We start from the raw sequence: 25,525 nt of genomic DNA on the forward strand, positions 1-25,525 counted from the left end.
TTAACGATTATTAAATAGTTAGTAAGCACTGGAAACTGTATTGCCGATATTTGATCGTAACGGAGAACGAATTTCTATTTGTGGATCTGCGTAATGTTTTGTCGAATTTTTTTGGATCCACCTGTGATGATCGCAATTCGGCTTCGGCTTCGGCTATCGGGCGCCGGTTGCCGGTACATCGGCCCAGAGGTTTTCTGTACGACGCGACGAGCCGTCCGCGATTTTGCCGGAGACGATCTGGATCGGCGTGCCGGTGCGACGCCGTACATCCGTGGCAACGTCTTCGTTTAACCAGCGCCACCACCCCGATTTCCTTTGACCAAGAAGAATCAGGTCTGCACCCGACTCCTCGGCGAAAGCGGCGATCGCGTAGCCGATGGTGAAGCCCGACATCGGCAACGTAACCATGCGGGTTTCGGCAGAACGCGCGTGGTCGTCAAGTACGTTCGTCACGCGCGTGACAATTTCGCGTCCATGTGCTTCCATCGCCTCCACGATCAGCCCGAAGTTGTAATCAGCTGGACCGGCGTAGCCGGGGGTTGGATCGACCACGTGCAGCGCAAAAACCCGCGCGTCGTACTTCTGGGCGAGTTCGATGGCCGACGCCAATACGCTGTCGGGCGAGTTTGCACTAACTGCAACGAGAATTTTCGTGAACATTGTGGGTACGTTCGAGTAGTGGGATAGTGAGTCAAGACAGCCGGCGAGTGCCGGCAGACGTTTAGCGCGAAGTCAAACCTGCCAGTCACGCGGGGCGCCATTCGAATACAAGGTGAACGGCTGGTGGTTCATTTCGAAGGCGTGCATGCGGTGTTCGAGATCGGCGAAATCGACTGACGATGCCAGGTAGCACTCGCGTTTCTGGTCCTCGGTGGCGATGAAGAATTCGCTCAGCGCTTTGGAAAATTTTCCAAACATGATGTCCTCCAGTCAGTGATTCGATTCATGGTGGACCGGCGATCCACCGCGTTGCGACGATGGCGACAGGCAATTTGAGCTAGCCTTTGCGTGCTGTGCCTTCGGCAGGCACGGCGGGGTTATCACCAGTACGGGCATGGGACAACGACGCACAACGTCCTTCTGCGTGTTCTGGAGGTAGAGGCGAAACCATCCCGGGTCGTTGCTTCCGACAATCACGAGGTCCGCGCCAAGTTCGCGGGCGGCGTCGGCGATGACCTGCCCGAGGGAGGCATCGCACGAACGCAAGCGCCGAATTTGTACCTCGCCTTGACATTGCGCTTCGTCGAGAACGCGCCTGCTCCGGTCGGCCACCGTGCACCCATGCGCTTCAATCGTGATGCGTGTTGCGCTGGGGGCGCCGGTGGCCGGCCCGGCGAAATGCGCTGCCGGATTCCCCACGTGAAGCGCGGTGACGCGGGCGCCAACTTCCATGGCGATTGCCACGGCGGATTTCAACGTCGTCAAATCCGGTTTGTGGCCAACAGCGACAAGAATATGCTTGTACATCTTAAGACTCCTCTATATGTGTAATGGACCCGATGCGGCGATCTGACATGATGCGTGTCCTCTTGCCGTTGTGATTCGACCCAGGTCCCGGCGCCGTTATCGGCTGAATGCGTCTCTCCAATGCAACGAATCCTACCGGCCGAAACTTAGCGATGAATGAGCGCGGCAAGCATCATGTAAGGGAGTATTTCATTGCAAGAACCCGGTTGCTCGCTGGCGGGACGTGGCGTTCCGGCGGCTAATCTGCGGGCGCAGGGACCAGGCCTCCGGTCTGCTGCACGGGCCGGCCGTGCGGTATCCTGCGCAGATGGTTACTGGACAAGACTAGGACCTGTCGGTACAGGAAGCTGTCCAATGCCCGGTCAACCGTGGCGTTTTCCTCTTTGCATAGTCAAATGAGACCTTCCCTCAGAAATAATCTCGTCGTCGCGCTGGGTGCGCTTGTTAGCGCCGTCGCGATCGCGCAGGGCATCAGCTCCTATCAGCTGTGCAGTAGCGGGATGAGTGCGCTGCTCGACCTGCGGCTCGAACAGGTTGCCACGCGCATGCGCAATGGCTATGCGGAGTCGATTCCGGCGACGCCAGTACGCGGTTCGCAGCCGAGCCGCGATATTGTGATCACTATCCGCAAGCAGAATGCAGAGGTGCCGTTTCGTTCGACTGAACCTTCCTTACCGCTTCCAGAGGATGCGCCGGCAGGATTCACGTCGGAACAGGTCAACGGCGAAAGATGGCGCATCTACACGCTGCGCGAGCCAAAGACACTGATTCAGGTCGCGCAGCGTTCGTCGGTGCGCGACGAATTGGAGCGGGAAACGGCGGTGAAGACGTTGTGGCCCACGCTCGTGTTGTTGCCGCTCGTGCTCGGCGCGGTGCTACTGATCGTTCATGTTTCGCTGCGCAAGGTGAACCAGCTAGGCAATGAGGTCCAGGGGATCGATGTGTCGCAACTGAAGTTGTTGCCGGTATCGCGCGTGCCGGTGGAATTGCTGCCATTTGTCGATTCGATCAATCGGATGATTGGGCGCCTCGCGCAGTCGATCGAAACAGAACGGAAATTCATCGCCGACGCCGCGCACGAACTGCGAACCCCGCTGACCGCGTTGCAGTTACAGGCAGACAATCTGCAGCCGCATATCGCGCCGGGCAATCAGGAGCGCTTTCGCGAGTTGCGCGGTGGCATCACGAGGAGTGGTGAGCTGGTCGCACAACTGCTGCGGCTTGCGAGGGCCGATGCGCCACTGCCTGGAGGTACGATCGAGCCCGCCGATGTAGCAGCGATCGTGGTCGATGCGGTGTCGAGTGTGTTGCCGCTTGCCGCGGCGCGCGGCATCGACATAGGCGCCGAAGAGATGGTCACCGGCAAGGTGACGGCCATCGGCGCCGACGTGGCTGTCGCGGTGAGAAACCTCGTCACCAACGCGGTTCGCTATACGCCCGATGGTGGCACCATCGACCTTCGCATGCATACGGAAGACAATGCGGTATGGGTGGAAGTGACGGACACCGGGCCGGGCATTTCCGAGGAACTCTTGCCCCGCGTGTTCGACCGCTTTTTCAGGGCCAACCTTGAGGTCGAAGGCACCGGTCTTGGCCTGTCCATCGTCAAGGCGATTACGGCGAAATATGGGGGGCAGGCGGTCATCAGGAACCGCAACGATGGGAAGTCCGGCATCGTCGCGGCGGTCAGTTTCCCCCTGGCTCGCAGCGCTGTTCAGGCGTGAGCGAGATCGCAGCGCACGCGGAAACCCTATTGGAGGCATCCATGAGAGTCCTATTGGTCGAAGACGATCTCCAGATCGGTCAAAGCCTGATGCGGGCGCTGAAAGACGCGGACTACAGCGTCGACTGGGTGCGTGACGGCGTGGCCGGGCGTGCGGCGATGGATGCGGCCGACTATACCGTAGTACTACTGGATATTGGCTTGCCGGGCATGTCGGGTATCGATCTGCTGCGCTCCGCGCGCGCGGGCGGCAACCCGGTACCCGTGCTGATCCTGACCGCGCGTGACGAACTCGACACGCGGATCGAGGGGCTGGACATTGGCGCGGATGACTACCTCGTGAAGCCGTTCGAAGTCGGCGAATTGCTGGCGCGGATTCGTGCGGTGTTGCGCCGCAAGGCGGGTTACGCCGTCTCGCGACTGGGCGACGACATGATTAATCTCAATCTCGACCAGCGCACCCTCAAGTTCGGCGACAAGGTTGGTGTGCTGTCCGCTCGTGAGTTTGCACTGATGCACGCGCTACTCGAGCATCCCGGCACGATCTTTTCGCGCAGCCAGATTGAAGACAGGCTGTACGGCTGGGGAAAAGAAGTGGAAAGCAACGCCGTCGACGTGTTGATTCATTCGGTACGCAGGAAATTCGGCCCGGGCGTCATTCGCAATGTCCGGGGCTTGGGGTGGACCGTGATTCTGGGCGGCGCGCGTCCGGACGACGCGTCTCCCGCCGATTGAGCAATAACAGGGGCTGCATAGCGGCATTGGCCCCGCATATTCCGCCAGCCTCCCGGTCCGCAGCCTTCTGCCGTGTGTGCCTTTGTCGATCGCCTAGCCACAGCGCATATTTGTCAGCCAGCATGAGCGTGACGGTCGCGCTGTCGCGCGATTGTTCGGTGAACCCTTCGTTGCGATGCCACTTGCAGGCGACATGATTGCAGAGCAGGACCTGCAGGTACATCGGCGTGTCTGTCTGCAGCGCCAGCCTGTGCGCGCAAGCATACCCACACCCCATCCAGACAAACCCTGATTGCTGTTAGGAATTGGCCGCTGCTATCGTTCGCTGGTTCTTGTGGAAGCGCTTCCACTGCGTTTCCACCCAACCGGTTCGATGACCTGGCGCAGGGAGAAACCGTGGCAAACGACGCATCCGTTCTATCTCCAAACCTGACCGGCGACCCGTTCTCGCCGCCCGCCGATTCCGCGCTCTGGCGCAAGCAGTTCCTGCTCGGCGCCGCTACCGCTTCCTACCAGATTGAAGGGGCCGTGCACGAAGACGGCCGCCTGCCGTCGATCTGGGACACCTTCTCAGCCACTCCCGGCAAAGTGCTGGCGGGCGACACCGGCGAGTTCGCCTGCGATCACTATCATCGCTGGGAAGAGGACTTCGACCTGCTGACGGCGCTCAACTTCGAAGCCTACCGCCTGTCGATCGCGTGGCCGCGCGTAATGGACGAACACGGCAAGCCCAACCAGAAGGGCCTCGACTTCTATAAGCGCTTGCTCGGCCGTCTCAAGGAGAAGGGCCTCAAGACCTTCGTCACGCTCTATCACTGGGATTTGCCGCAGCATCTGGAAGATCGCGGCGGCTGGCTCAATCGCGACATCGTGTACCGCTTTGCCGACTATGCCGACCTGATCAGCCGCGAGCTTGCCGGGCAGGTGGATGCATGGATGACGCTCAACGAACCGTGGTGCTCGGCGTATCTCGGCTACGGCAACGGTCATCATGCGCCGGGCCTCGCCAATGCACGCTTCGCCACCCAGGCCATGCATCATCTGCTGCTCGCACACGGTACGGCGATTCCCGTGCTGCGCGCCAACGACCCGGCTTCGCTGAAAGGGATCGTCGCCAATGTGGGCCGTGGTACCGCGAATTCGGAAAGCGCCGCCGATCGCCGCGCGGCCCATCTGTTCGAAGTCCAGCACAACGGCTGGATTCTCGACCCGCTGCTCAACGGCGCGTATCCGGAGGACCTGTTCGACCTCTGGCCCGGCACCGAGCCGCTCGTACTGGACGGCGACCTCAAGACGATCTCCGCGCCGCTCGACTTCCTCGGCATCAATTACTACTTCCGCACTAACGTAAAGAGCGACGGCGGACATGGTTTTGTCGAAGCGCCGCCCGAAGGCGTAGAGCGCACGCAGATGGGCTGGGAAGTGCATCCGGACGGCTTGCGCGACCTGCTGATCGGCTTTCACAAAACCTACCCGAACCTGCCGCCCATCTACATTACCGAGAACGGCATGGCGTCGGACGATCACGTGATCGAGGGGCGCGTCGACGATGCGCAGCGTATTTCGTTCATCAAACGCCACATGGTAGCAGTGGATAGCGCGATCAAAGCCGGCGTCGATATTCGCGGCTATTTCGTCTGGTCGTTGCTGGACAACTTCGAATGGGCCTTCGGCTACGAGCGGCGCTTCGGCGTGGTGCATGTCGACTATCAAACTCAAAAGCGCACCGTCAAACATAGTGCCGAACTGATCGCGAAGTTTCTCGCGCAGCGCAAGGAACGCAACTGAATACGTTGAGCTGGTTTGTATGTCGACCTGAAACAAAGGCGCAAAGCCTGGAGGAGACGGAATGAACAGCAGAAGGAAACTCGTGAGTGGCGTTACCTTGGCCCTCGCACTCAATGGCATCGTCGCTCACGCCGATCCGCTGAAGGCTAACGTGATTCACTGGTGGACCTCGGGCGGCGAATCGGCCGCTATCCGGCAGTTTGCCGATGCCTACGACAAGGCCGGTGGCCTGTGGGTCGACAACGCCGTGGCAGGCGCCGATCAGGCGCGCTCCACAGCCATCAACCGGATTGTCGGCGGCGATCCACCCACCGCTGCGCAGTTCAACACCTCGAAGCAGTTTCATGACCTGATCGATCAGGGCATGCTCAATAACGTCGACTCGGTGGCGGCCAAAGAGAACTGGAACGCCATTTTCCCGCAGTCGATTCTCGACTCGATCAAGGTCAACGGGCATTTCTACGCGGCGCCCGTCGACATTCATATGCAGGACTGGTTCTTCTATTCGAAGCCGGCCTTCAAGAAAGCTGGCATTGCAGGCGAGCCGCAAACGTTCGACGAACTGTTCACCGATCTCGACAAGCTGAAAGCGGCCGGCTTCATCCCGCTCGCGCTCGGCGGCCAGGCGTGGCAGGAGAAAATCACCTTCGACGCGGTGTTCGCCGATGTCGGCGGCACTGACCTTTATATGAAGGTCTATCGCGACCGCGATCAGAATGCGGTCAACTCGGCGGCCTTCAAGAACGTGCTGACCACCTTCAAGCGTCTGCACAATTATGTGGATGCGGGCTCGCCAAACCGTAACTGGAATGACGCCACCGCACTCGTGATTTCGGGCAAGGCCGGCGTGCAGGTCATGGGCGACTGGGCGAAGGGCGAGTTCTCGGCCGCCAATCAGGTGGCAGGCAAGGACTTCGGCTGCTTCCCGGGTTTCGGTCCGCACTCGCCGTATATGGTGGCGGGCGACGTGTTCGTGTTCCCGAAGACGGACAACGCCAATGCGATCAAGGCGCAGAACCTGCTCGCCACGGTGATGACCTCGCCATCCGCGCAGGTTGCGTTTAGCGCGAAGAAAGGCTCGATTCCGATCCGTCCGGACGTCGATACCTCCAGCCTGGATATCTGCGCGAAAGAGGGCATTGCGATCATGAAGGACAAGTCGCGTCAGTTGCCAAACCCGGAGATGCTGATTTCGCCGGATCTGCAAGGTGCGTTGACGGACGTCATCACCAACTTCTGGAACAAGAACGAGTCGGCTGAAGATGCGCAAAAGGCGTTTGCCAGCGCGCTGAAGAGCTGAAGGCTGCAATGCGCGCACTCGGCTTACCGTCGGCAGCGGAACGACATACCAGGCGCTCGAAGCCGCTGGGCCGGCGTTGGCCGCTGGCTGCCTGGATCGCGCTGCTGCCGATGGTTGCGACAGTCGTGTTCGCCTACCTCGGCACCATGCTGTGGACGGTCAAGGTGTCGTTCACGCTGTCGCGCACCTTTCCGTCTGACCGTTTCGCCGGTGTGACGCAGTACGTGCGGCTGTTTCAGAACGACCGCTGGATGGTGTCGCTGCAGCACATCGTGATCTATGGGGTGTGCTTCATCTTCGCCTGCATGGTGATCGGTCTGTTGCTCGCCATCTTCATCGATCAGCGCGTGGTGGCGGAGGGTGCCTTGCGCACGGTATTTCTGTACCCGTATGCGATGTCGTTCGTCGCCACCGGTCTCGTGTGGCAATGGATTCTCAATCCTGAACTGGGTGTGCAGGAGGTTTTGCATCGCATCGGTTTTGTCCATGCGCGCTTCGACTGGATCGTCGATCAGGACTGGGTGATCTATACGCTCGTGATCGCGACGGTCTGGCAGGCGTCCGGGCTCGTGATGGCGTTGTTGCTGGCTGGCCTGCGCGGCATCGACGACGAGATCTGGAAAGCGGCACGTATCGACGGCATTCCGCGCTGGCGGGTCTATGTGAGCATTGTGGTGCCGATGCTCAAGACCTCGATGTCCACGGCATTCGTGCTGCTGTTCGTGATGGTGATCAAGCTATACGATGCGGTCGTGGCGATGACGCTAGGCGGCCCGGGTACCGCGAGCGAAGTGCCGGCCAAGTTCATCATGGATTACCTGTTCGGCCGCGCCAATATCGGCCTCGCCTCGGCGGCGTCGGTCGTCTTGTTGACCACCGTGCTGGCGATTCTCGCGCCGTTCTTTTATGCGCGCAGCCGTGCCGCCTTGAGAAAGGACGTGTGATGAATACGCTGCCTTCAGCGGCCCAATCAGCCCGGCCCGCTCAGCCCGCTAACAAACCCGGCGTCAATCCGCCGCTCAAACCTCGCCCGAAACGCCGCACCCACTTCACACCCGCACGTTTCGGCGTCTATGCGTTTCTGATCACCGCCGCGCTGTTCTTCCTGTTGCCGCTCTACGTGATGCTGGTGACCTCGGTCAAACCGATGACCGAGATCCGCACGGGCAATATTCTGGCGCTGCCGTTGCATCTCACGCTCGCGCCGTGGCGCGATGCGTGGGCCTCGGCTTGCACGGGGCTCGATTGCAACGGCATTCAGGTCGGCTTCTGGAACTCGGTGCGCATTGTCGTGCCGAGCACGATTCTGTCCATCATGGTCGGCGCGGTGAATGGCTACGCCCTGTCGTTCTGGCGGCCGCGCGGCGCCGGCTTGCTGTTCGCCATCCTGCTGATGGGCGCGTTCATTCCGGTGCAGGTAATGGTCTATCCCTTGGTGCGGGTGCTGGCGAGCGTGCATCTGTTCAGCTCGCTGCCGGGCATCGTGGTGATCCATACGATCTTCGGCATGCCCATCATGACGCTGCTGTTTCGCAACTACTATGCGTCGATTCCGCTGGAACTGTTCAAGGCGGCGCGTATCGACGGCGGCGGTTTCTGGCGCATCTTCCTGCAACTGATGCTGCCCATGTCCACGCCGATCATCGTCGTCGCGGTGATCATGCAGGTCACCGGCATCTGGAACGACTACATTCTCGGTCTGGTGTTCGCGGGCACCAGGAATCTGCCGATGACGGTGCAGTTGAACAACATCATCAACACCACCACCGGCGAGCGTCTCTACAACGTCAACATGGCGGCGACCATCCTCACCTCGGTGGTGCCGCTCGCCATCTACTTCATCTCCGGCCGCTGGTTTGTGCGCGGCATTGCTTCCGGCGCAGTCAAGGGATAAGCCAAGGAATCGGGCATGACCAATGTATCGAACGTATCGGTTCGCAATCTGCGCATCGAGTTGGGCGCGAACACGGTCATCGAGTCGCTCGATCTCGATGTGAACGCCGGCGAATTCGTCGTCCTGCTCGGTCCGTCGGGCTGCGGCAAATCCACCTTGCTGCATAGCATTGCGGGGCTGATCGATGTCGCGGACGGCAGCATCGAAATCGGCGGCGAGGATATGACCTGGGCCGATCCGAAAGATCGCCGCATCTCACTGGTGTTCCAGTCGTATGCGCTGTATCCGACCATGAGTGTGGAGCGCAATCTGTCGTTTGCACTGCGCATCAACGGCACGCCGAAGGCGGAAATCGAGCGGCGCGTGACGCGCGCTTCTGAGATGCTGCAACTCGGACCGCTGCTCAAGCGCAAGCCGGCGCAACTCTCGGGTGGCCAGCGTCAGCGCGTGGCGATTGGCCGCGCGATCGTGCGCGAGGCGGATGTGTTCCTGTTCGACGAGCCGCTGTCGAATCTCGACGCCAAGCTGCGCACCGAGTTACGCCGCGAACTGAAGCAACTGCATCAACGGCTCGGCGCGACGATGATCTACGTGACTCACGACCAGGTGGAGGCGATGACGCTCGCTACCCGCATGGCCGTGATGCGCGGTGGCGTGATCCAGCAGATCGGCACGCCTGCCGAAGTCTATGCGCGGCCGGACAATCTGTTCGTAGCGACCTTTCTCGGCTCGCCCGCAATGAATATGCTGCAGGGGCGGTTGGAGCGACGCGAGGAGGGCATGCGCTTTCGCACGGCGCATCTCGATCTCGATGTGTCGCGCTATCCGTTCAAGACCCTGCCCGATACCACGTTGCCGTGCGTGCTGGGGGTACGCCCGGAGGATGTGCGCGTCGGCACGGACCTCGCGCAGCAAGGCCAGGTATCGCTGATCGAGCCGATGGGCAACCACCGCGTTATTTGGCTCGATTATCATGGCGCCCAGATCGCGTCGATCGATCAGGACAAGGCGCCCATTGCGGTGGGGGAAACGCGGGCCTTTTCGCTCGACAGTGCACATATTTCGCTGTTCGACGAGGCCAGTGGCGCCCGTCTTTGAACGGCACGGTTAGATGGAGCGTGTGTGGCAACCCTGAAAGACGTGGCGGAGCTGGCCGGGGTCGGCATGTCGACCGCATCGCGGGCGATTTCCGGCAAAGGACCGGTATCGGCCGATGCCGCGCGCCGCGTGCGGGCCGCCATCGAGGCGCTGAATTTCCGGCCTTCCTCGATCGGCCGCGCGATGGCGACGCAATCGCTCGGCATGATCGGTCTGTTCGTGCCGACCTTCTTTGGTTCCTACTACGGCACGATCCTCAAGCAGACCGATACGGAGTTGCGTGCCGTGCATCGTCATGTGGTGGTGGCGACCGGTTGTGGCGACTCGTCGCCACGCGAGCAGGCGCTCGAAGCGGTGGAGTTCCTGATTGGCCGCGATTGCGACGGCGTGATTGTGATCAGTCACGACCTGCATGACGAGGATCTGATCCGCCTGCATCGGATGCATCCGAAGATGGTGTTTCTCAACCGCGCCTTCGGACAGTTGCCGGAGGCGTCGTTTTGCGCCGATCACGTGCGTGGCGGCGAACTGGCCGCGCGCACCCTGCTCGAGCATGGGCATCGCGAGATTGCGGTGATTGCGGGGCCTTTCAGTGCCTCGGACAATCGGGCGCGTCTCGATGGGTTCTTTGCGGAGTTGGCGCGCCACGGCATTGAACGGGCGCAGGTACCATTGATCGAATCGGACTTCTCGCCAGAAGGCGGCTATGCGGCGGCGCAGGCCTTGCTTGAGTCGAAGCAGTCGTTCACTGCGGTGTTTTGTGCGAACGACACGATGGCGGTAAGCGCGCTCGCGCGCTTCCAGCAGGCCGGCATTTCAGTGCCGCACGATCTCTCGGTGATCGGCTACGACGACGACTACTCAGCGGCCTATGCGGCGCCTGCGCTTACCTCCGTGCATATTCCCACCGCGGACCTGACGCAAAATGCGGTGCGCTGGCTGGTGAATCAATGCTACGGAACCTCGTGGGAGATATTCCGCGAGTTTCCGGTGACGGTGACGATGCGCGCCTCGGTGGGGCCGCCCCGGCAAGGGCCGCAGCCTTGGGCGAGCCCGGCAGTGGCGGTGACGCCACGCACCTCTAGCAGAACGCGGCGCGGCGTAGGCGGCCCGGGCGACAACAGGTAGCGCAACCGAGGAGGGCGCTCAGCCGCCCTCGCGCAGCGACTGCTCGTGGCGCACGCGGGCTTCTTCTTCGAGGCGGGTGTCTTCGAGTTCCTGCAGCACCGCGTCGAGATCGACCGGCGTGGTGTCGAGTTCGATCTGGCCGGTCAATTGCACTTCGGGGTGCAGACCGCCGCCTTCGAACAGCGCCCAGATCTCCTTGCCGTAATTCGCACTCAGCAGATGCGGCGCGAAGCGGCCGAAGTAGGCCGCGAGATTGTCGACGTCGCGCTCCAGCATGGCGGGGGCTTCGAGATTGCCGGCGGCGTCGACAGCCTGCGGCAGGTCGATGATCACCGGGCCATCCTCGGCCAGCAGGATGTTGTACTCGGACAGGTCGCCGTGAATCACGCCAGCGCACAGCATGCGCACCACCTCGTTGAGCAGCCGCGCATGCAGTTCGACCGCGCGCGCTTCGCTCATGTCCACGTCGTTCAGGCGCGGCGCGACGTTGCCGTCCGCGTCGGTCACCAATTCCATCAGCAGCACGCCGTCGGTGCAGATATACGGCTGCGGCACGCGCACGCCGGCGTTGGCGAGACGAAACAGCGCGTCGACCTCGGCGTTCTGCCAGTGCTGTTCCTGCACCTCGCGGCCATAGCGGCTGCCTTTTTCGATGGCGCGCGCTTCCCGGCTGTTCTTGACCTTGCGGCCTTCGCGATACGAGGCCGCCTGGCGGAAGCTGCGCTGCTTCGCATCCTTGTAGACCTTGGCGCAACGGGTCGAATCGCCGCTGCGCACCACATACACGGTGGCTTCCTTGCCGCTCATCAACTGGCTGATGACTTCGTCGATCAGGCCCTCTTCGACGAGCGGGAGCAGACGTTTGGGTGTCTTCACGCGGCCACCGCCTGTGAGCGGCACGGGGACGCGAGGGGGCTGCAACAGGGGGCGCAACTGAGGACGGCGGGGCGGGTGAGCGTGGCTGCCTGCAAAGAGGCGGCCTGGAGCGAGGATAAAGTCATGCCCGATTATAAGGTGTGCGGGGGGTTCTCAAGAAAACGCCGGGCCGCCCCAAGTTTACTTGACCCCCTCGGGGGGCCGGCGCGAAGCGACAGGGTTGGGGGCGCTCAGAATTTGCAGCCGATTTGCACCTCCCTTTTATGCCAGCCTCGGTGCAGATGTCGCGCGCTTTTATGCGCGGGCGAAGCTCGGCTGCATGGCTCGTTCGATGCAGTCGAGCAGATATTGCGCCGGACGAGTGAGCTGCGCTTCGGGCGGCGACAGCAGATAGAGCTGCAGGGGCGGCGGCGCCACCGGCAAGTTAAGCCGCACGAACGAGCGGCCGAGTTCCGTTTCGCTCAGCGAATGCCGCGTCCACGCAAATACCGCATCGAGATTGAGCGTGAGACTGTAAAACAGCGCATACGAGGTGCAACGTGTGATGCAGCGCGGCGGCGCCAGGCCGGCGCGTTCATGAATCTCGCGGATGAAGCCCGGGTAGTTATCCGTGACGTCGGTATGGATCCATTCCGCGTCCTGCAACGCTTCGAGCGACTCGGCCTCTGCGTAGATGCTATTGGCGCGCGTCACGAAGACGGTTTCGAACGAGAACATCTCTTTCACGCTGCCCGACTCGGCCATCGGCCTTGCAAATGCCGCAAAGGCCAGGTCCAGCGTGCGGTTGCGCAACTGTTCGTTGAGCTGGTTGAAACCTAGCTCGCGGAATTCCAGCGTGACGCGCGGCCAGCGCTGGCGAAACTCGATCAGTGCCTCGGTCAGGCCAGTGGTGCCGACGATTGGCGTGATGCCGACCACGAGGCTGCCGTCGCGCAGCCCCTTCAGATGCGCCATGTCCTCCTCGGCGCGCTCCATTTCCCTGACCACCGTGCGCGCCCGGCTCAACAACGCCTCGCCCTCCGCCGTGGGCACTACGCCCCACTGATTGCGCTCGAGCAGACGCACGCCGAACTCGGTTTCCAGCTCGCGGACCGCCTTGGTGATGGCCGGCTGCGTGACGTAGAGCGCCTTGGCGGCGCCGTTGATGCTCCCGGACGTGGCGACGGCGACCAGGGCGCGCAGATGGTGAATTTTCATGATGTGGAATATAGCACTGTTGGTTATGCGGATCAAAATTTGTGCTTTTTTGTTTTCAGTCCGCCTCTTTACGCTTCATTCCAACGGCTGCGAGACGGCCGAACAACAGCGACACATCGGCAGGGCAGCGGCAGCGGTTGCCACGCTGTCGCTTGCCAGCCGCCCATCAGTCGCATCACGGAGCACGGAATGACTCAGGCTTTTGCACAACTACTCGCGGAACTGCGCGAGTCCGAACATGAATTCGTTGCGATCCGCCGCGATATCCACGCCCATCCGGAGCTGGGCTTCGCGGAAACGCGCACGGCGGATCTGGTTGCCCGCAAGCTGCTGGCATGGGGCTATGAGGTGACGACCGGGATCGGCGGCACGGGCGTGGTGGGCCAACTGCGGCGCGGCAGTTCGACCCGCACCATCGGCCTGCGTGCCGATATGGATGCGCTGCCGATCCAGGAGGCCACAGGGCTGCCCTATGCCAGCACGGTGGCGCAGACCATGCACGCCTGCGGTCACGACGGCCACACGGCGATCCTGCTGGCCGCCGCGCATCGCTTGGCCACGCGCGGTGAATTCGACGGCACGCTGAACCTGATTTTCCAGCCGGCCGAAGAAGGGCTGGGTGGCGCCACGCGCATGATCGAAGACGGCCTCTTCACGCGCTTTCCGTGCGACATGGTGTTTGCGCTGCATAACGCGCCGGGCTTGCCGGTGGGCCAGTTCGCGCTGCGCCACGGCTGCATGATGGCTTCGTCCGATACCGTGACGATCACCGTGACGGGTAAGGGCACGCACGGCGCGATGCCGCAGCTCGGCTGCGATCCGATTGTGGCGGCCGCCAATATCGTGCTGGCGCTGCAGTCGATCGTCGCGCGCAATGTCGAGCCGACCCGCGCCGCCGTGGTCACGGTGGGCGCGATTCACGCCGGCACCGCGCCGAACGTGATCCCCGGAGAGGCGACGCTGAAACTCTCGGTCCGCGCGCTCGACGCCGCGACCCGCGACCTGGTCGAAGCGCGCATCCGCAGCATTGCCGAGCGGCAGGCGCAAGCGTATGGCGCCACCGCCACGGTCGATTACCGGCAGATCTCGCGGCCGCTCGTCAACGAGCCCGTCGCCACCCAGCTCGCCATTGCCACCATCGAGGCGCTCGCCGGTCCCGAGGGACTGCGCATGATGCCCGATGCGGTGATGGGCAGCGAGGACTTCTCGTGGATGACCGAACAGGTGCCGGGCTGCTACGTGACGCTCGGCAACGGCGTCGAGTCGCGCGGCGGCTGCGCCGTCCACAACCCCGAATACGACTTCAACGACGCTGCGCTGAGCTGGGGCGCGGCCTATTTCGTCGGACTCGCCGAGCGCTATCTGCACGCGGGCTGAGTCCGGCGATCCGGTTTCGATCCGGCAACGGTGCCGGATCTTCGCAAGAGCAGGGAAGGGAGACCATGAAAAAACGCATCGCAATGAGCGCAGCGCTGCTGACGCTCGGGACCGGCTCGGCCCACGCCGAACCGTATCAGGCCACGTTGTTGTCGGCGGTGCCGGAGTTCAATGGCGCCTTGACGGGAGGCGTGGCGCTGTACGGCTCTGTCGATATGGGCATCAACTATCAGAGCGTCGGCGGCAAATCGCTTTGGCAGACCCAGAGCGGCGGCGAATGGACCTCGAAATTCGGCATGTTTGGGCGCGAAGATCTCGGCGGCGGCTGGCGTGCCGAGTTCAACCTGGAAAGCGGCTTTCTCGCCAATAACGGCACGATGCAGGACAGCACCTCGTTCTTCAATCGCCAATCGTGGGTCGGACTCGCGTCCAACACCTATGGCCGCCTGCGCTTCGGCAAGCAGATCGGCACGGGCTTGCCGCTCTTTGTCGACGTATTCGGCACTGTCGGCACCAATTCGGTCTACACGTGGCTCGGTACCGCAGTGGTGCAGACCCCGAAAGGTTATGGCTACAACAGCGACCTCGGCCCCGGTGCGACGCAACTGGCCGCGCGCGTCAACAATGCGATCACGTATCTCTCGCCGAGCTTTGCCGGCCTCAGCACCGAACTGATGTATGCCCCGAGCAACGTGGCAGGCCAGGCGCCTGCCGCCGCGGCGCAGGGCGCCTTGCTGCAGTGGTACAACGGCACGGCTTACATTTCCGGCAGCTACAACCAGGTATGGGCGCCAAGCGGCGTGAACGGCACCGGCAGCGTGCGCAACGACCTGTATGGCCTCGGCGCCGTGTACGACACGGGCAAAGTGGTGCTCTCGGGGGCTTTCAACCAGTACGCCCCGAAGCTGGCGGGCGACGGCATTGCGCGGGTCTACACGCTCGGCACGATCCTGCCGGTCGGCCGCCACGCGTTTCGTGCTTCGGTGGTGTACCGCGACACCTCGGGGGTACGCGACGCGGCGGAAAACCCCGCTAAAGACTCTGCACTCGGTGTGATGCTCGGCTATGACTACACGCTCTCGAAACGCACCGGACTCTATGCGCGAGCCGGCTTTATCCGCAACTACGGGATTTCGACGGTACTCCTGAACAATAACCCGCTGCCGACGCAGCCCGGTAGCACCGCGCCGCAAACCGGCACGACGCCGGTCACGGCTTCCGTGGGCATGTATCACAACTTCTGAGCGTGGGGTCCCTATGACCGCTGTGAATGCAATCAACCAGAGCGCTGGCGCCGCGGCACTCGCTGGCGTAGACCGGCGCGCGACCCGCAAGACTATTCTTGCCGCCGCGCTCGGCAACGGGCTGGAGTTTTTCGACTTCACCGTCTTCAGCTTTTTTGCGGCCGTGATCGGCGAGCTGTTCTTTCCAGTCGGCTCGCAGGCGGGGGCGCTGATGCTGTCGCTGGCCACCTTCGGGGTCGGCTTCATCGTGCGGCCGCTCGGCAGCATCGTGATCGGCGCGTATGCCGACCGCGCGGGGCGCAAGCCGGCGCTGGTGCTGACGGTGTCGATGATGGCGCTCGGCACCGGCATCATCGGTCTCGCGCCGACTTACGCGAGCATCGGTCTCGTGGCGCCGCTGCTGATCGTAGTGGGCCGGCTGCTGCAAGGGTTCTCGGCGGGCGGCGAGGTGGGCGCGGCGACCACCCTGCTGATGGAGGCGGGCGGCGCCGGCCGGCGCGGCTCCCTGGTGAGCTGGCAAATGGCAAGTCAGGGCGGCGCGGCGCTCGCAGGCGCCCTGGTCGCGGCGACACTTTCGCGCGGCCTGTCGCATGAGGCGTTGCTGGCATGGGGATGGCGCGTGCCGTTTCTGATAGGCCTGTTGATCGGTCCGGTCGGCTTTTACTTGCGCAGGCATCTCGACGACACACTGCCTGCCGCGCAACTAGCGGTTGTCAAGCCTGGCGCCGATGGCGCCGCCGGCACTGCGGGCGCGGCGGCCGCACAACGCCAGGTGAAACCGCGCTCGCGCATGCCGTTGCGGCAGATCGTGGCCGGCACGATGCTGGTGATCGGCGGCACCTCGACGATGTACACCATCGTATTCTTTCTGCCGTCGTTTCTCACGCTCACCACCGGCATGCCGGCAGCCGTATCGCTGCTGGCGGGCTGCACGGCGGGACTGGTGCTGCTGGTCGGCTCGCCGTTCGCCGGGCGTCTTGCCGACCGCGTGCCACGCCGCAAGAGCTTGCTCTATCCGGTATCGATCGCATCGCTCGTCGTGCTGTTGCCGGCTTTTCATGCGATCAGGGTCTGGCCGTCCATCTACACGGTCGCACTGGTGGTCTTCCTGCTGGTCGGCTTGATGACGCTTTCGAGTCCTACAGGTTTTGTGTTGATCCTCGAATCCTTGCGTCCCGAAGTTCGCGCTACTTCGCTCGGTGTGATCTACGCGCTTGGCGTGACGATCTTTGGAGGCTTCGCGCAGTTGATCGTCAGCGGCTTATGGCGCTTGACCGGCAGTTTCTACGCTCCTGCGTGGTACGTGCTGGCTTGCGGTTTCGTAAGCTTGGGGGGGCTTTTGTTGTTCAAGGAGGCGGACCCTGTAGTTGCGCTGGATTGATTGAGGGAGGTGGGCAGGCGAGGCGGAATCGGCAGCGCGATTGTGCGGGGTTTTACCTTATTTAAAAGAACGGTCGATCCTTTACACTCGCGGAAAAATTTTGTTACGGGGTGAAAGATGCTGGTCACTTTCCTGATTGCCTGTCCGCTTGCGATCGCCGCGCTGTTCGGCTTTGCCCGCATCGTGGACCCCCTGACCGGACAACTCAAGCGCTAGTTTTAGCGGGCGGCTCCTGATCCTTGCATCCGTGTAGCACTCGGGCCGCAATCGAGTCTTGCGCAGTAGTGCCCACTCGCGGCAGGATGCGGGATTGCTCATCTGATTGGGATGCCATTCCTGCATGCAAGAATCTCCAGAAAAACTAGCCACCCGGTTTGGCCTGCTCAAAGGCATCCTCCCGCTGAATCGCGCTGCTGCGCTGCGCGACGCACTCGCCGGTGTCACGCTGGCGTCGATGGATATCCCGCAGGTGCTCGGTTACGCGCGTATCGCCGGCATGCCGGCCGTGACCGGCCTGTATACGGTGTTCCTGCCGCTGGTGGCGTTTGCCTTCTTCGGCGCGTCGCGCCACCTGGTCGTCGCAGCGGACTCGGCAACCGCGACTATTTTCGCCAGCAAGCTGTCCACCATGGCGCCGATCGCGAGCGGCCAATACGTCGCGCTGGCCGGCATGGTCGCCTTGCTGACCGCGATCCTGCTGCTGGTGGCTCGCATATTCAAACTGGGTTTTCTCGCCGACTTCCTGTCGCGCACGGTGCTGGTGGGCTTTCTGGCCGGCGTGGGGGTACAGGTGGGCATCGCGATGCTGGGCGACATGCTCGGTATTGCGGTCTCGTCGCCGCGCAGCACGGTGCAGCTGGAGCAGATTCTGAGCCGTCTCGGCCAGGTCAACCTGCCGACGCTGGCGATATCAGCTGGCGTGGTGGTGAGCATCCTTGCCGCCAAACGTTTTATTCCGCGCTTGCCCGTGCCTTTGCTGGCGGTGGTCGGCGGGATTGCCGCTAGCGACCTCTACGATTTCGCCGGGCACGGTATCGCGATCCTCGGTCCGGTTGCCGGGGGCTTGCCGCCGTTGCGCCTGCCTGCCGCGAGCTGGCGGCAGATTCTCGATCTGCTGCCGGTGGCCGCATCGTGCTTCGTGATGATCGTCGCGCAGAGCGCGGCCGCTGGGCGCGTGTTCGCCCAGCGCTACCACGAGAACGTCGATCTGAATGCCGATATTCTGGGTCTCGCCGCGGCCAACACCGCAGCCGCCTTTTCGGGCGCCTTCGTCGTCAACGGCAGTCCGACCCAAACCGCCATGGCCGATCGCGCCGGCACGCGCAGTCAGTTCGCACAATTGGTGTTTGCGGCGGTGGTGGTCGTGGTGCTGCTGTTTTTCAGCCGGTATCTGCAATACCTGCCGCACTGCGTACTGGCCGGCATCGTGTTCACGATTGCCGTGGGGCTGATCAACGTACCGAGCCTGGCCGCCATCCGCAAGGAGAGTCCGGGTGAATTCACGCTGGCTATCGTTACCGCGCTTGCGGTGGTGGTGCTGGGTGTCGAGCATGGGATTCTGTTTGCCGTGGCGCTGTCGCTGCTGCGCCATGTGCGTCACAGCTACCGGCCGCATACGATGATGCTGATGCCGGGAGCCAATGGACGCTGGCAGCCGATGCCGGCGAAGCCAGGCATGCAGACCGCACCGGGGATTATCGTCTACCGCTTCGGCGCGGATCTGTTCTATGCGAACGATCATTTCTTCGTCGAAGAGGTGCGCCTGCTGATCGACCAGGCGCCGAGCAAGCTGCGCTGGTTCGTGGTGGACGCGGGCGCCATCACGGACCTCGATTACTCGGCGGCGCGTTCGTTGACCGATCTATTTGATTCGCTCAAGCAGCAGAACGTCGAGGTGATCTTCGCGCGCGTGAACCGCTATCTGCGCTCCGATATGGACCGCCATGGGATTACGCAGATCGTCAAGGCGTCCTGCATCTTCAGCACCTTGCATGAGGCGCTGGCGGCGGTGGGAGTGGACTCGGACCCGCGGGCGAACGGGGTGATGTAGGGACGGGCCGCGCCGCGGATTGCACAGGCGCTGGCCGCACGCACGCCAGGGCGGTTGGCGAAGCGGTCTGGCGCTGGGGCGGACCCCGGAGCCGTATGCAGTCCAACATGAGCCGCCGATGCACTTTGGCTCAACATTGTCTCGCTGGGCAGGCTTGCCGTGGCCACGCTGGCTGGCGGCTGTCCCGGCCAGGCCGAGGTCCAATGACACATCGACCAGATGGTCTCGTCGTGCAGGCAGAAGGTTCGCAGCAGCGCGCTGAGGTCCATAGGCCAGGACGAGGTTTGACGGTGCCGATCAGCCAGAGGCGCAGTTTCGCGCACTGGCATTCTGGCGTTCTTTACGATGCATAGCGCGGCGCAAACGCGGAGCGAACCTGCGCCGATCCGCCAAGCGCTTTATTCAAGCGAGCGTGGTAGTAAATGAGTGCAGGCTCGTGACACCCGAAGGTCAGATGCGATTGAGCGCCGGATCGCAAGCCCTGCTGGATGCCTTCGGCGAGAGGAAAGTCTTCGCCATCCACCGTGCGCATCAACAGATCCATGTTGCGGTCCCAATGACCTCGTGCCTTGTAGCTGTCGGCCACGGTCGGGGAATAGAGCGAAGCTTCGGCACGGCACATGGCAGGGTCGCCACCAGGGTCTGGGAATATCCGCCACAGTTCGACGTGATCGAGTTGCCAGATCACGAGGCTATTCGGAAACAGCACATAAACGATCGCAGCATGCTCGAGAAGGCGCCAGTTTGCTTCGGGCTGCCCACGCAATTCATGAATCGTCACGCGGGGGTAGAGAATCATGCAGTGGTCGCCAAATGCGTCGAATACACCCAGGCCTGGAACGAACAGGGTAGCGATGGTATCCCGGTGCAGCACGGGAAAATGGGCGTCTTCCAGGAAGGTTTCGACGGCGATTTTCCAGTTCATGCGCCGGGATAGACGGCGGGTTTCATAGTGGACGAAGTCGCTCAACGCATAGGCGTCGAATTCACTTTCCAGCCCTTGCAGATTAACCGGCTCGACGCCATCCGCGTGCGGGTGAACCCACACCAGTCCATACGCTTCCGTCACGGGAATCTGCTTTAGCCTCCGGTCCGCCGGCGTGAGTCCCGGGAATTGGCCGCGCGGGGAAAGTTGCCGGGGGAGGCCATCTGTGTCGTACGACCACGCGTGGTATGGACAGACAAAGCTCTGGGCGTTGTGTCCGCAGCCCTCCACCAGCGGTGCGCCGCGGTGACGGCAGACATTCAGGAAAGCATTCAGTTTTCCTGCAGGGGTGCGAACCAGCAATAAGGACGTACCGCTGAGGTCGTCGACCAGGTAATCGCCTGGCGCCGGAAGCAGGCCGCTCAGTCCCACTACGAGCGCTTGTTTGCGAAACAGGCACTCGTTTTCCAGTGCCTGGCGGGCCGTCGAAAAATACGCATCTACCGGATTCAACCCGATAGAAGGACTGAGGTCGGTGGTGCCGGCGTCGATATGAGCCAGTATCCTCTTGACGAGCGCTACCTGGCGGTCGTGTCGCATATCCGCTCCCTAAAGAGACGTGGCGCCGAACACTTTGCAAAAAGACGCCCGCCGCTGGCGGGCGCATTCATCAGCTGCGACCCAGGGAAGGTCGCAACGTGCGGGGAACCGAAAACGACTGCAAAGAAAGCTTAGCCTAAATCGGCAGTAGTGAGCGTGGCTTTTTAGAGATGGATTGTAAATTCTCGATAATTAGTTTCATTGCTTGAAAAGATCAATGGATATAAATCAAACGATGAAATTGTCGATATAAGTTGTTGAGTCGTGGCTGTAATGGTTTTCCGTTTTGCTTTCATATGGATTGCGATTTTATGTCTGGATGATGCGCGCTCGGTGGCGTAATGGCGTGGAATCGGAAGTCAGTCGCCGGTTAACTATTCGGTCCATTAATATCTTCGCGCTATATATTCATTAAATTTAAACCGTAGTCTTTTCGATAAGGCGGAATTTGGGTATTGTGTCGTTCCTTGCCGGTTCCATACGTAACTATAAATTCCTGTCCCCCAAGGAGATCGTCAATGAAAGTCCCTTTGCAAGGTACGAAGGTCTTTAGGTCGGTTATTACGAGCGGTGCGCAATTCGAGGAATATCTCGAGCAGATCGGCCGCCCGCGTTTTGCCGTCAGTTGCGGTGGCGACGATCCGGGCGGCGCTCAGGCCGGGCCAGACGAATGGCTTTTCGCGGATGACATCGATTGCCTGATGCGGGCATTTCTGGATTGGGACGCCCGCGGCATCCGCATGGAGTTCGATCAGCCGACCACCGGCGATGCTGACGTCGCAGCGAGCTGGACCGTTGTGGGGCTGCCGGCGCATTTCAACGATGCAACCTCGAACCTGAACAGCGGCCTGCTCGGTGTGATGTGCAAGGCGATGGGCGCAGACGGCGCGCGCCGGGCATTCCTCGAAGCGGTTTTCAACGACGGCTGGGTCTACGATTTCGTAGCGCTGCGCGCGAATCGCTACGATAGCTTCATCGAGGAATGGAAGTCGGACGACGACAAGAACGCGAGGCCCGAACACTATCGGGCGCAAAAGAACTTTGGGGTGGTCATCGACGCCGGTGGGCTCGGTGTGGGCAGCCGGCCGCTGCAGTACTGGGTGTATATCGGGGTGGCGAGCGGCAGCCTGACGGCGCAACAACTCAAGGATGCCGGTCTGACCTGCGAAGGGCTGATCGGTCAGGCCTGCGTGATCAACGGGCTTGGCGAGGTCGAGCGAATTGGCAATCATCGCGTCATGCAGTGCGACTTAGCTTAGTGGGTGCAGGCAGCGGCGTTTCTGAGCGTCGCTGCCTGCATTGGTAGCGACTATTGCGCAGCGGTGGGCGCGAACGGGATACCTGCTTAACTGTCCTGATCGTCTGGCGGTTCGTGCAGCGAATCGAAGATCCGGCTATGACCTGCCATGAAACAGGCGCCCGCCAATGCCGCGCATAGAACCGCTACGGTATAAGCAAGCTGTTTGCCGTGCCACAGGCCGTCGAACCATTGATGAAACTGTGCCACCACCACTTCGGCCGTGCCGCCGATGCGTTGCAGTTCGAGCTGGTATTGCGGGTTCGCTGCGCCGTACATCAATTCCGCACTGTCCGGGTCCGGCGCCGTGGCGTAAATAATGGCGGCGCCGATCAGGCCCGCCACAAGGATGATCACGCTCGCCAGATACAGGCGAACCTGTAACGGCGAGCGTGCTTCGGACGCGTCCTGCTGTTCCCGGCGGCTCATTCGGTTTCCGTTGCGTTGCGTGTGTGCGAGACCCGTCACGGTAACGCAAAGCTGGGGCGCGCGGAACCTTCGCGAGTTTGTCCGCGTTTGCCCGCGTTTGCCGTTAGGTGCGCGAGGTCAACAGCTTCACGCCCGCCAGGCTGAATGCCACGGCCAGCGAACCATCGAGCCAGCGGCGGATCGAGCCATAGACACGGCGCGCGGTTTCGGTGGAAAACAGGATGGCATAGCTGCTGAACACGCAAACGCCGATGCCCATGCAGCCGAGCACGACCGGAGCCGTATGGGCCGTGCCACCCGAGGCAGGAATAGCCAGCGAAACAATCGACAGCCAGACCAGAATCGCCTTGGGGTTGGTGAGGTGCAGCAGCAGGCCGCGCACGTAGAGCCGCTGCGACGACTCCGGCACGCGCGTCGCGCTGGCGAGCGGTTGTTGCGGTGTGAGCGCCGAGCGGGCCGATTTCCACGCCAGCCACAGCAGATAGAGGCCGCCCACGACACGGATCGCCACCAGCAGTTGCGAATAGGTGGCGAGCACCGCCGACAAGCCGAGCGATGCGAGCAGCGCCCACGAGAACGACCCGGACATGACGCCGAGCGCGAAGGCGAAGGCCGACTTGCGGCCGGACCCCATGGCGAGCGACATGATGGCGAGATTGCTCGGGCCGGGACTTGCGGTACCGATGAAGTAGGCCGTGTAGGCGATCAACACGTTGGCCGATAGAAAAGCGCTGACTGTCATTGGGGCGATGCCTTCAGGGGTGGGTGGGGGAATGGCCTCGTGGCGCCGCTGGGTGCACCGTGGTACTTGCGCCATTGCCGAGCCGGTGGGGATGGCACATTCTGCATGACGTAGTGACCGTGCGCACATATACAGTTCGCACATGTACAGTCGGAACAATCTGCGAGGTTCGGGAAGCCGGGTCTCGCCAATATGTGCTGCGCAATCTGTGCCGTCTATCCCGCCATCACTCGCGTGCTGCCTCCTCAATAAAATCGGCCAACAGCCTCGCTACCGGCTGCCTGCTATGCCGGGGCCGCTGCACGAGACCAATCTCGCGGTAGAACGTATCGTCACCTAGCTCGAGCGCGACGACGTTGTCAGGCCACGTGCCGAGCCCCGCGCTTTGCGGAACCAGTGCCACGCCGGCATCGCGCGCCACCAGTTGGACGATGCCCTGCAGTTCGTCGAGCTCGATGGCATCACGCACCGTCAACCGGGCGCGCCTTAGGAACCGGTCGACCAGCCGCCCGCCGAACGAACTGCGGTCGTAACGGATGAACGGCTCCGAGCGCAGCAGTTCGCGCCATGGCTGTTTTGCCAGCGGCTTGGGCACCAGCAACGCAAACGGCTCGCTGACGAGCGTGCGCCATTCGAGTTCGGATGGCATGGCGAAGGGCGGGCGGATGATCACGGCCAGATCGACCTCGCCCGAGTCCACCTGGCCCAAGAGGCTTAGCGACACGCCTGGCACGACGCGGACGCGCCAGCCGGGGCGCTCGCCGTGAAAGCGCGCCAGGGCGTCGGCGAGGAACGAGACCTGCGCCGAAGCGATCGCGCCGACCCGCAGCATGCCGCTCGCGCTCGCATCCGCGCCGCGCTCTGAGAGCCGCGCATAGAGCGTCATGAGTTCCTCGGCGAGCGCGAGCGTCTCGCGGCCGGCGCTGTTGAGCGTGGCTGAGCGTCCGGTGCGGTCGAACAGCGCGAAACCCAGTTCTTCTTCCAGCCGTTGCATCTGCGCACTGACAGCGGACTGGGTCAGGCCGATGCGCGCGCCCGCCGCGGAAAATGTCCCGTACTGGCTGACGGCAATGAAGGTCTTCAGTTCGCTGAGCATGGCTAATTCATCAATTTTGGTGGTGGTCAGATCAAAAATATATCGTTTTTCAACAATTTATGTAATGTATAAACTGACCCGTCAGTTCTCGTTTCAATCGTGTTCAACATCCCGGTCTAGATCATCATGAGCGCTACCGAAGCTGTTTTGCCGCCGTTCCATCTGGCGTTTCCCGTCCACAGCCTCGCGGCAGCCCGCGCGTTTTACGGCGAGCTGCTCGGCTGCCCGGAAGGCCGCAGTTCGCCGGAGTGGGTGGACTTCAATTTCCACGGCCATCAGATCGTTGCGCACCTCGCGCCCGAGGAAGCCGGGCATCGGCACACCAGCGCGGTCGACGGCGATGCGGTGCCGGTGCGTCACTTCGGCGTCGTCTTGCCGATGGATCAGTGGCAGGCTACCGCAGACAAGCTGCAGCGCGCCGGCATCAGCTTCATCATCGAGCCGCATGTGCGCTTCAAGGGTGAGGTGGGCGAGCAGGCCACGATGTTCTTCCTCGACCCGTCGGGTAATGCGCTGGAGTTCAAGGCTTTTGCCAATATGGCGTCGTTGTTTGCGAAGTAGGGGGTAGGCGGTGCGGCGGCAGCCTCAGCACGGTGGCCGCCGCCACGCCGGGATAACACTTGAGCAGGCGCTCGATCAGGCCGAAGCTGATACCTACCTGCGCGACCGGCGGGATGTGATAGAGGTAGACTCGCAAGCGCTCATCGGCTACCTCGTCGATCACCTGTGCGAAGCTGCGGAACAGGCCATCGTCGCTGACTCCCTTGTAGTAGAACGGCGGCAGCATCAGCACGCCTGCGCAACCGCTCTGCACGGCGTGGCGTGTGAGTTCGATCGCTTCCGGCAGTGCGCACGCTCCCGTGCCCGGCATCATGCGCGTGGGTGGCAGGCCGGCATCGAGGAGGGCGTCGAGCAGGCGGCGCTTTTCATGCACGGCGAGCGAACTCGCTTCGGAGTTCGTGCCGAATGCAGCCAGCCCCAAGCCCTGATCGAGCAAAAGGCGGCAGTGTTTGACGAAGCGGCCTACCGACGGCGAGCCGTCGGCGTTGAACGGCGTTAGCACCGGCGAGAGGACGCCACGCAAGGGCGGCGTGTCTGGTGTGCCGGCGAGAGCTGGGCTTGGGACGCTCACGGCGCGTGTCTCCTTCGAAATCCGTTTTGATTGGGTCACCGAAGTA

General features: G+C 62.3%; 23 protein-coding genes and 2 pseudogenes. 14 read left to right on the top strand and 11 right to left on the bottom strand.

Annotated features, from left to right (window positions below; all coding sequences use genetic code 11):
* Positions 1–153: 153 nt before the first annotated feature.
* The 3 genes from BLQ92_RS06655 to BLQ92_RS06665 all read right to left on the bottom strand — a co-directional run bounded on the left by BLQ92_RS06655 (position 154) and on the right by BLQ92_RS06665 (position 1,467).
* On the bottom strand, positions 154–660 hold the full coding sequence (locus BLQ92_RS06655) for a universal stress protein (RefSeq protein ID WP_090682715.1): 507 nt from the start codon (positions 658–660) through the stop codon (positions 154–156).
* A gap of 72 nt (positions 661–732) precedes the next feature.
* Entirely contained in the window at positions 733–918 is a 186-nt protein-coding gene (locus tag BLQ92_RS06660; RefSeq protein ID WP_090682716.1) for a DUF3563 family protein, read from the bottom strand.
* Between the two features lie 12 nt (positions 919–930).
* Positions 931–1,467, bottom strand: a complete 537-nt coding sequence (locus tag BLQ92_RS06665) for a universal stress protein (protein WP_090682718.1) — start codon at positions 1,465–1,467, stop codon at positions 931–933.
* 395 nt (positions 1,468–1,862) lie between these two features.
* Here BLQ92_RS06665 and BLQ92_RS06670 point away from each other — a divergent pair, with 395 nt between their 5' ends.
* Together BLQ92_RS06670 and BLQ92_RS06675 are read left to right on the top strand one after the other, a co-directional pair.
* Positions 1,863–3,191, top strand: coding sequence for a sensor histidine kinase (locus BLQ92_RS06670; protein WP_090682720.1), 1,329 nt, complete (start codon positions 1,863–1,865; stop codon positions 3,189–3,191).
* Between the two features lie 41 nt (positions 3,192–3,232).
* Positions 3,233–3,925: a response regulator transcription factor gene (locus BLQ92_RS06675; protein WP_090682722.1), complete on the top strand. Its 693-nt coding sequence runs from the start codon at positions 3,233–3,235 to the stop codon at positions 3,923–3,925.
* Positions 3,926–3,945: 20 nt separating this feature from the next.
* Here the strand turns inward: BLQ92_RS06675 and BLQ92_RS41360 are convergent.
* A pseudogene (locus BLQ92_RS41360) lies at positions 3,946–4,026 on the bottom strand (GCG_CRPN prefix-to-repeats domain-containing protein); the annotation flags it as partial.
* Between the two features lie 295 nt (positions 4,027–4,321).
* On the opposite strand from BLQ92_RS41360, the gene BLQ92_RS06680 reads away from it, so the two are divergent.
* The 6 genes from BLQ92_RS06680 to BLQ92_RS06705 all read left to right on the top strand — a co-directional run bounded on the left by BLQ92_RS06680 (position 4,322) and on the right by BLQ92_RS06705 (position 11,133).
* A complete protein-coding gene (locus BLQ92_RS06680; RefSeq protein WP_090682724.1) occupies positions 4,322–5,713 on the top strand; it encodes a GH1 family beta-glucosidase in 1,392 nt (463 codons plus the stop codon).
* Between the two features lie 61 nt (positions 5,714–5,774).
* On the top strand, positions 5,775–7,013 hold the full coding sequence (locus tag BLQ92_RS06685) for an ABC transporter substrate-binding protein (RefSeq protein WP_090682726.1): 1,239 nt from the start codon (positions 5,775–5,777) through the stop codon (positions 7,011–7,013).
* 8 nt (positions 7,014–7,021) lie between these two features.
* A complete protein-coding gene (locus BLQ92_RS06690; RefSeq protein WP_090682728.1) occupies positions 7,022–7,957 on the top strand; it encodes a carbohydrate ABC transporter permease in 936 nt (311 codons plus the stop codon).
* Positions 7,957–8,907 (top strand): carbohydrate ABC transporter permease, encoded by a 951-nt coding sequence (locus BLQ92_RS06695; protein ID WP_090682729.1) that lies wholly within the window; start codon positions 7,957–7,959, stop codon positions 8,905–8,907. Before BLQ92_RS06690 ends, BLQ92_RS06695 begins: the two co-directional genes overlap by 1 nt.
* A 15-nt stretch (positions 8,908–8,922) precedes the next feature.
* Positions 8,923–10,005, top strand: a complete 1,083-nt coding sequence (locus tag BLQ92_RS06700; protein WP_090682731.1) for an ABC transporter ATP-binding protein — start codon at positions 8,923–8,925, stop codon at positions 10,003–10,005.
* A 24-nt stretch (positions 10,006–10,029) separates the two neighbouring features.
* A complete protein-coding gene (locus tag BLQ92_RS06705; protein WP_090682733.1) occupies positions 10,030–11,133 on the top strand; it encodes a LacI family DNA-binding transcriptional regulator in 1,104 nt (367 codons plus the stop codon).
* A gap of 18 nt (positions 11,134–11,151) precedes the next feature.
* Here BLQ92_RS06705 and BLQ92_RS06710 read toward each other — a convergent pair whose 3' ends face one another.
* Together BLQ92_RS06710 and BLQ92_RS06715 are read right to left on the bottom strand one after the other, a co-directional pair.
* Positions 11,152–12,009, bottom strand: a complete 858-nt coding sequence (locus BLQ92_RS06710) for a PA4780 family RIO1-like protein kinase (RefSeq protein ID WP_090682992.1) — start codon at positions 12,007–12,009, stop codon at positions 11,152–11,154.
* Positions 12,010–12,303: 294 nt separating this feature from the next.
* Positions 12,304–13,206, bottom strand: coding sequence for a LysR family transcriptional regulator (locus tag BLQ92_RS06715; protein ID WP_090682734.1), 903 nt, complete (start codon positions 13,204–13,206; stop codon positions 12,304–12,306).
* Positions 13,207–13,395: 189 nt separating this feature from the next.
* On the opposite strand from BLQ92_RS06715, the gene BLQ92_RS06720 reads away from it, so the two are divergent.
* The 4 genes from BLQ92_RS06720 (at position 13,396) to BLQ92_RS06735 (ending at position 19,258) form a co-directional block, all read left to right on the top strand.
* Positions 13,396–14,583 (top strand): M20 aminoacylase family protein, encoded by a 1,188-nt coding sequence (locus BLQ92_RS06720; RefSeq protein WP_090682736.1) that lies wholly within the window; start codon positions 13,396–13,398, stop codon positions 14,581–14,583.
* Between the two features lie 65 nt (positions 14,584–14,648).
* Positions 14,649–15,827 (top strand): porin, encoded by a 1,179-nt coding sequence (locus BLQ92_RS06725; protein ID WP_090682737.1) that lies wholly within the window; start codon positions 14,649–14,651, stop codon positions 15,825–15,827.
* Between the two features lie 13 nt (positions 15,828–15,840).
* Positions 15,841–17,208: an MFS transporter gene (locus BLQ92_RS06730; protein ID WP_244106068.1), complete on the top strand. Its 1,368-nt coding sequence runs from the start codon at positions 15,841–15,843 to the stop codon at positions 17,206–17,208.
* A gap of 340 nt (positions 17,209–17,548) precedes the next feature.
* Entirely contained in the window at positions 17,549–19,258 is a 1,710-nt protein-coding gene (locus BLQ92_RS06735) for a SulP family inorganic anion transporter (protein WP_090682739.1), read from the top strand.
* A gap of 340 nt (positions 19,259–19,598) precedes the next feature.
* Here the strand turns inward: BLQ92_RS06735 and BLQ92_RS06740 are convergent, their stop codons facing one another.
* Positions 19,599–20,783 (bottom strand): aromatic ring-hydroxylating oxygenase subunit alpha, encoded by a 1,185-nt coding sequence (locus BLQ92_RS06740; RefSeq protein ID WP_090682741.1) that lies wholly within the window; start codon positions 20,781–20,783, stop codon positions 19,599–19,601.
* A gap of 518 nt (positions 20,784–21,301) precedes the next feature.
* Between BLQ92_RS06740 and BLQ92_RS06745 the strand changes: the two genes are divergently transcribed.
* The gene (locus BLQ92_RS06745; RefSeq protein WP_090682742.1) at positions 21,302–22,042 is read left to right on the top strand and encodes a hypothetical protein; all 741 of its coding nucleotides are present in this window, start codon (positions 21,302–21,304) and stop codon (positions 22,040–22,042) included.
* 86 nt (positions 22,043–22,128) lie between these two features.
* Here BLQ92_RS06745 and BLQ92_RS06750 read toward each other — a convergent pair whose 3' ends face one another.
* From BLQ92_RS06750 to BLQ92_RS06760, 3 genes are all read right to left on the bottom strand, one after another.
* Positions 22,129–22,509, bottom strand: coding sequence for a hypothetical protein (locus BLQ92_RS06750; protein ID WP_090682744.1), 381 nt, complete (start codon positions 22,507–22,509; stop codon positions 22,129–22,131).
* Between the two features lie 103 nt (positions 22,510–22,612).
* Entirely contained in the window at positions 22,613–23,251 is a 639-nt protein-coding gene (locus BLQ92_RS06755; RefSeq protein ID WP_090682745.1) for a LysE family translocator, read from the bottom strand.
* A 226-nt stretch (positions 23,252–23,477) separates the two neighbouring features.
* Positions 23,478–24,347: a LysR family transcriptional regulator gene (locus BLQ92_RS06760; protein WP_090682747.1), complete on the bottom strand. Its 870-nt coding sequence runs from the start codon at positions 24,345–24,347 to the stop codon at positions 23,478–23,480.
* 126 nt (positions 24,348–24,473) lie between these two features.
* Here BLQ92_RS06760 and BLQ92_RS06765 point away from each other — a divergent pair, with 126 nt between their 5' ends.
* Positions 24,474–24,908, top strand: coding sequence for a VOC family protein (locus BLQ92_RS06765; protein WP_090682749.1), 435 nt, complete (start codon positions 24,474–24,476; stop codon positions 24,906–24,908).
* Positions 24,909–24,945: 37 nt separating this feature from the next.
* On the opposite strand, the pseudogene BLQ92_RS06770 reads toward BLQ92_RS06765, so the two are convergent.
* Positions 24,946–25,431: pseudogene (locus BLQ92_RS06770) on the bottom strand (dihydrodipicolinate synthase family protein); the annotation flags it as partial.
* Positions 25,432–25,525 lie beyond the last annotated feature (94 nt).

The organism is Paraburkholderia phenazinium (assembly GCF_900100735.1).
GTDB classification, from domain to species: domain Bacteria; phylum Pseudomonadota; class Gammaproteobacteria; order Burkholderiales; family Burkholderiaceae; genus Paraburkholderia; species Paraburkholderia phenazinia.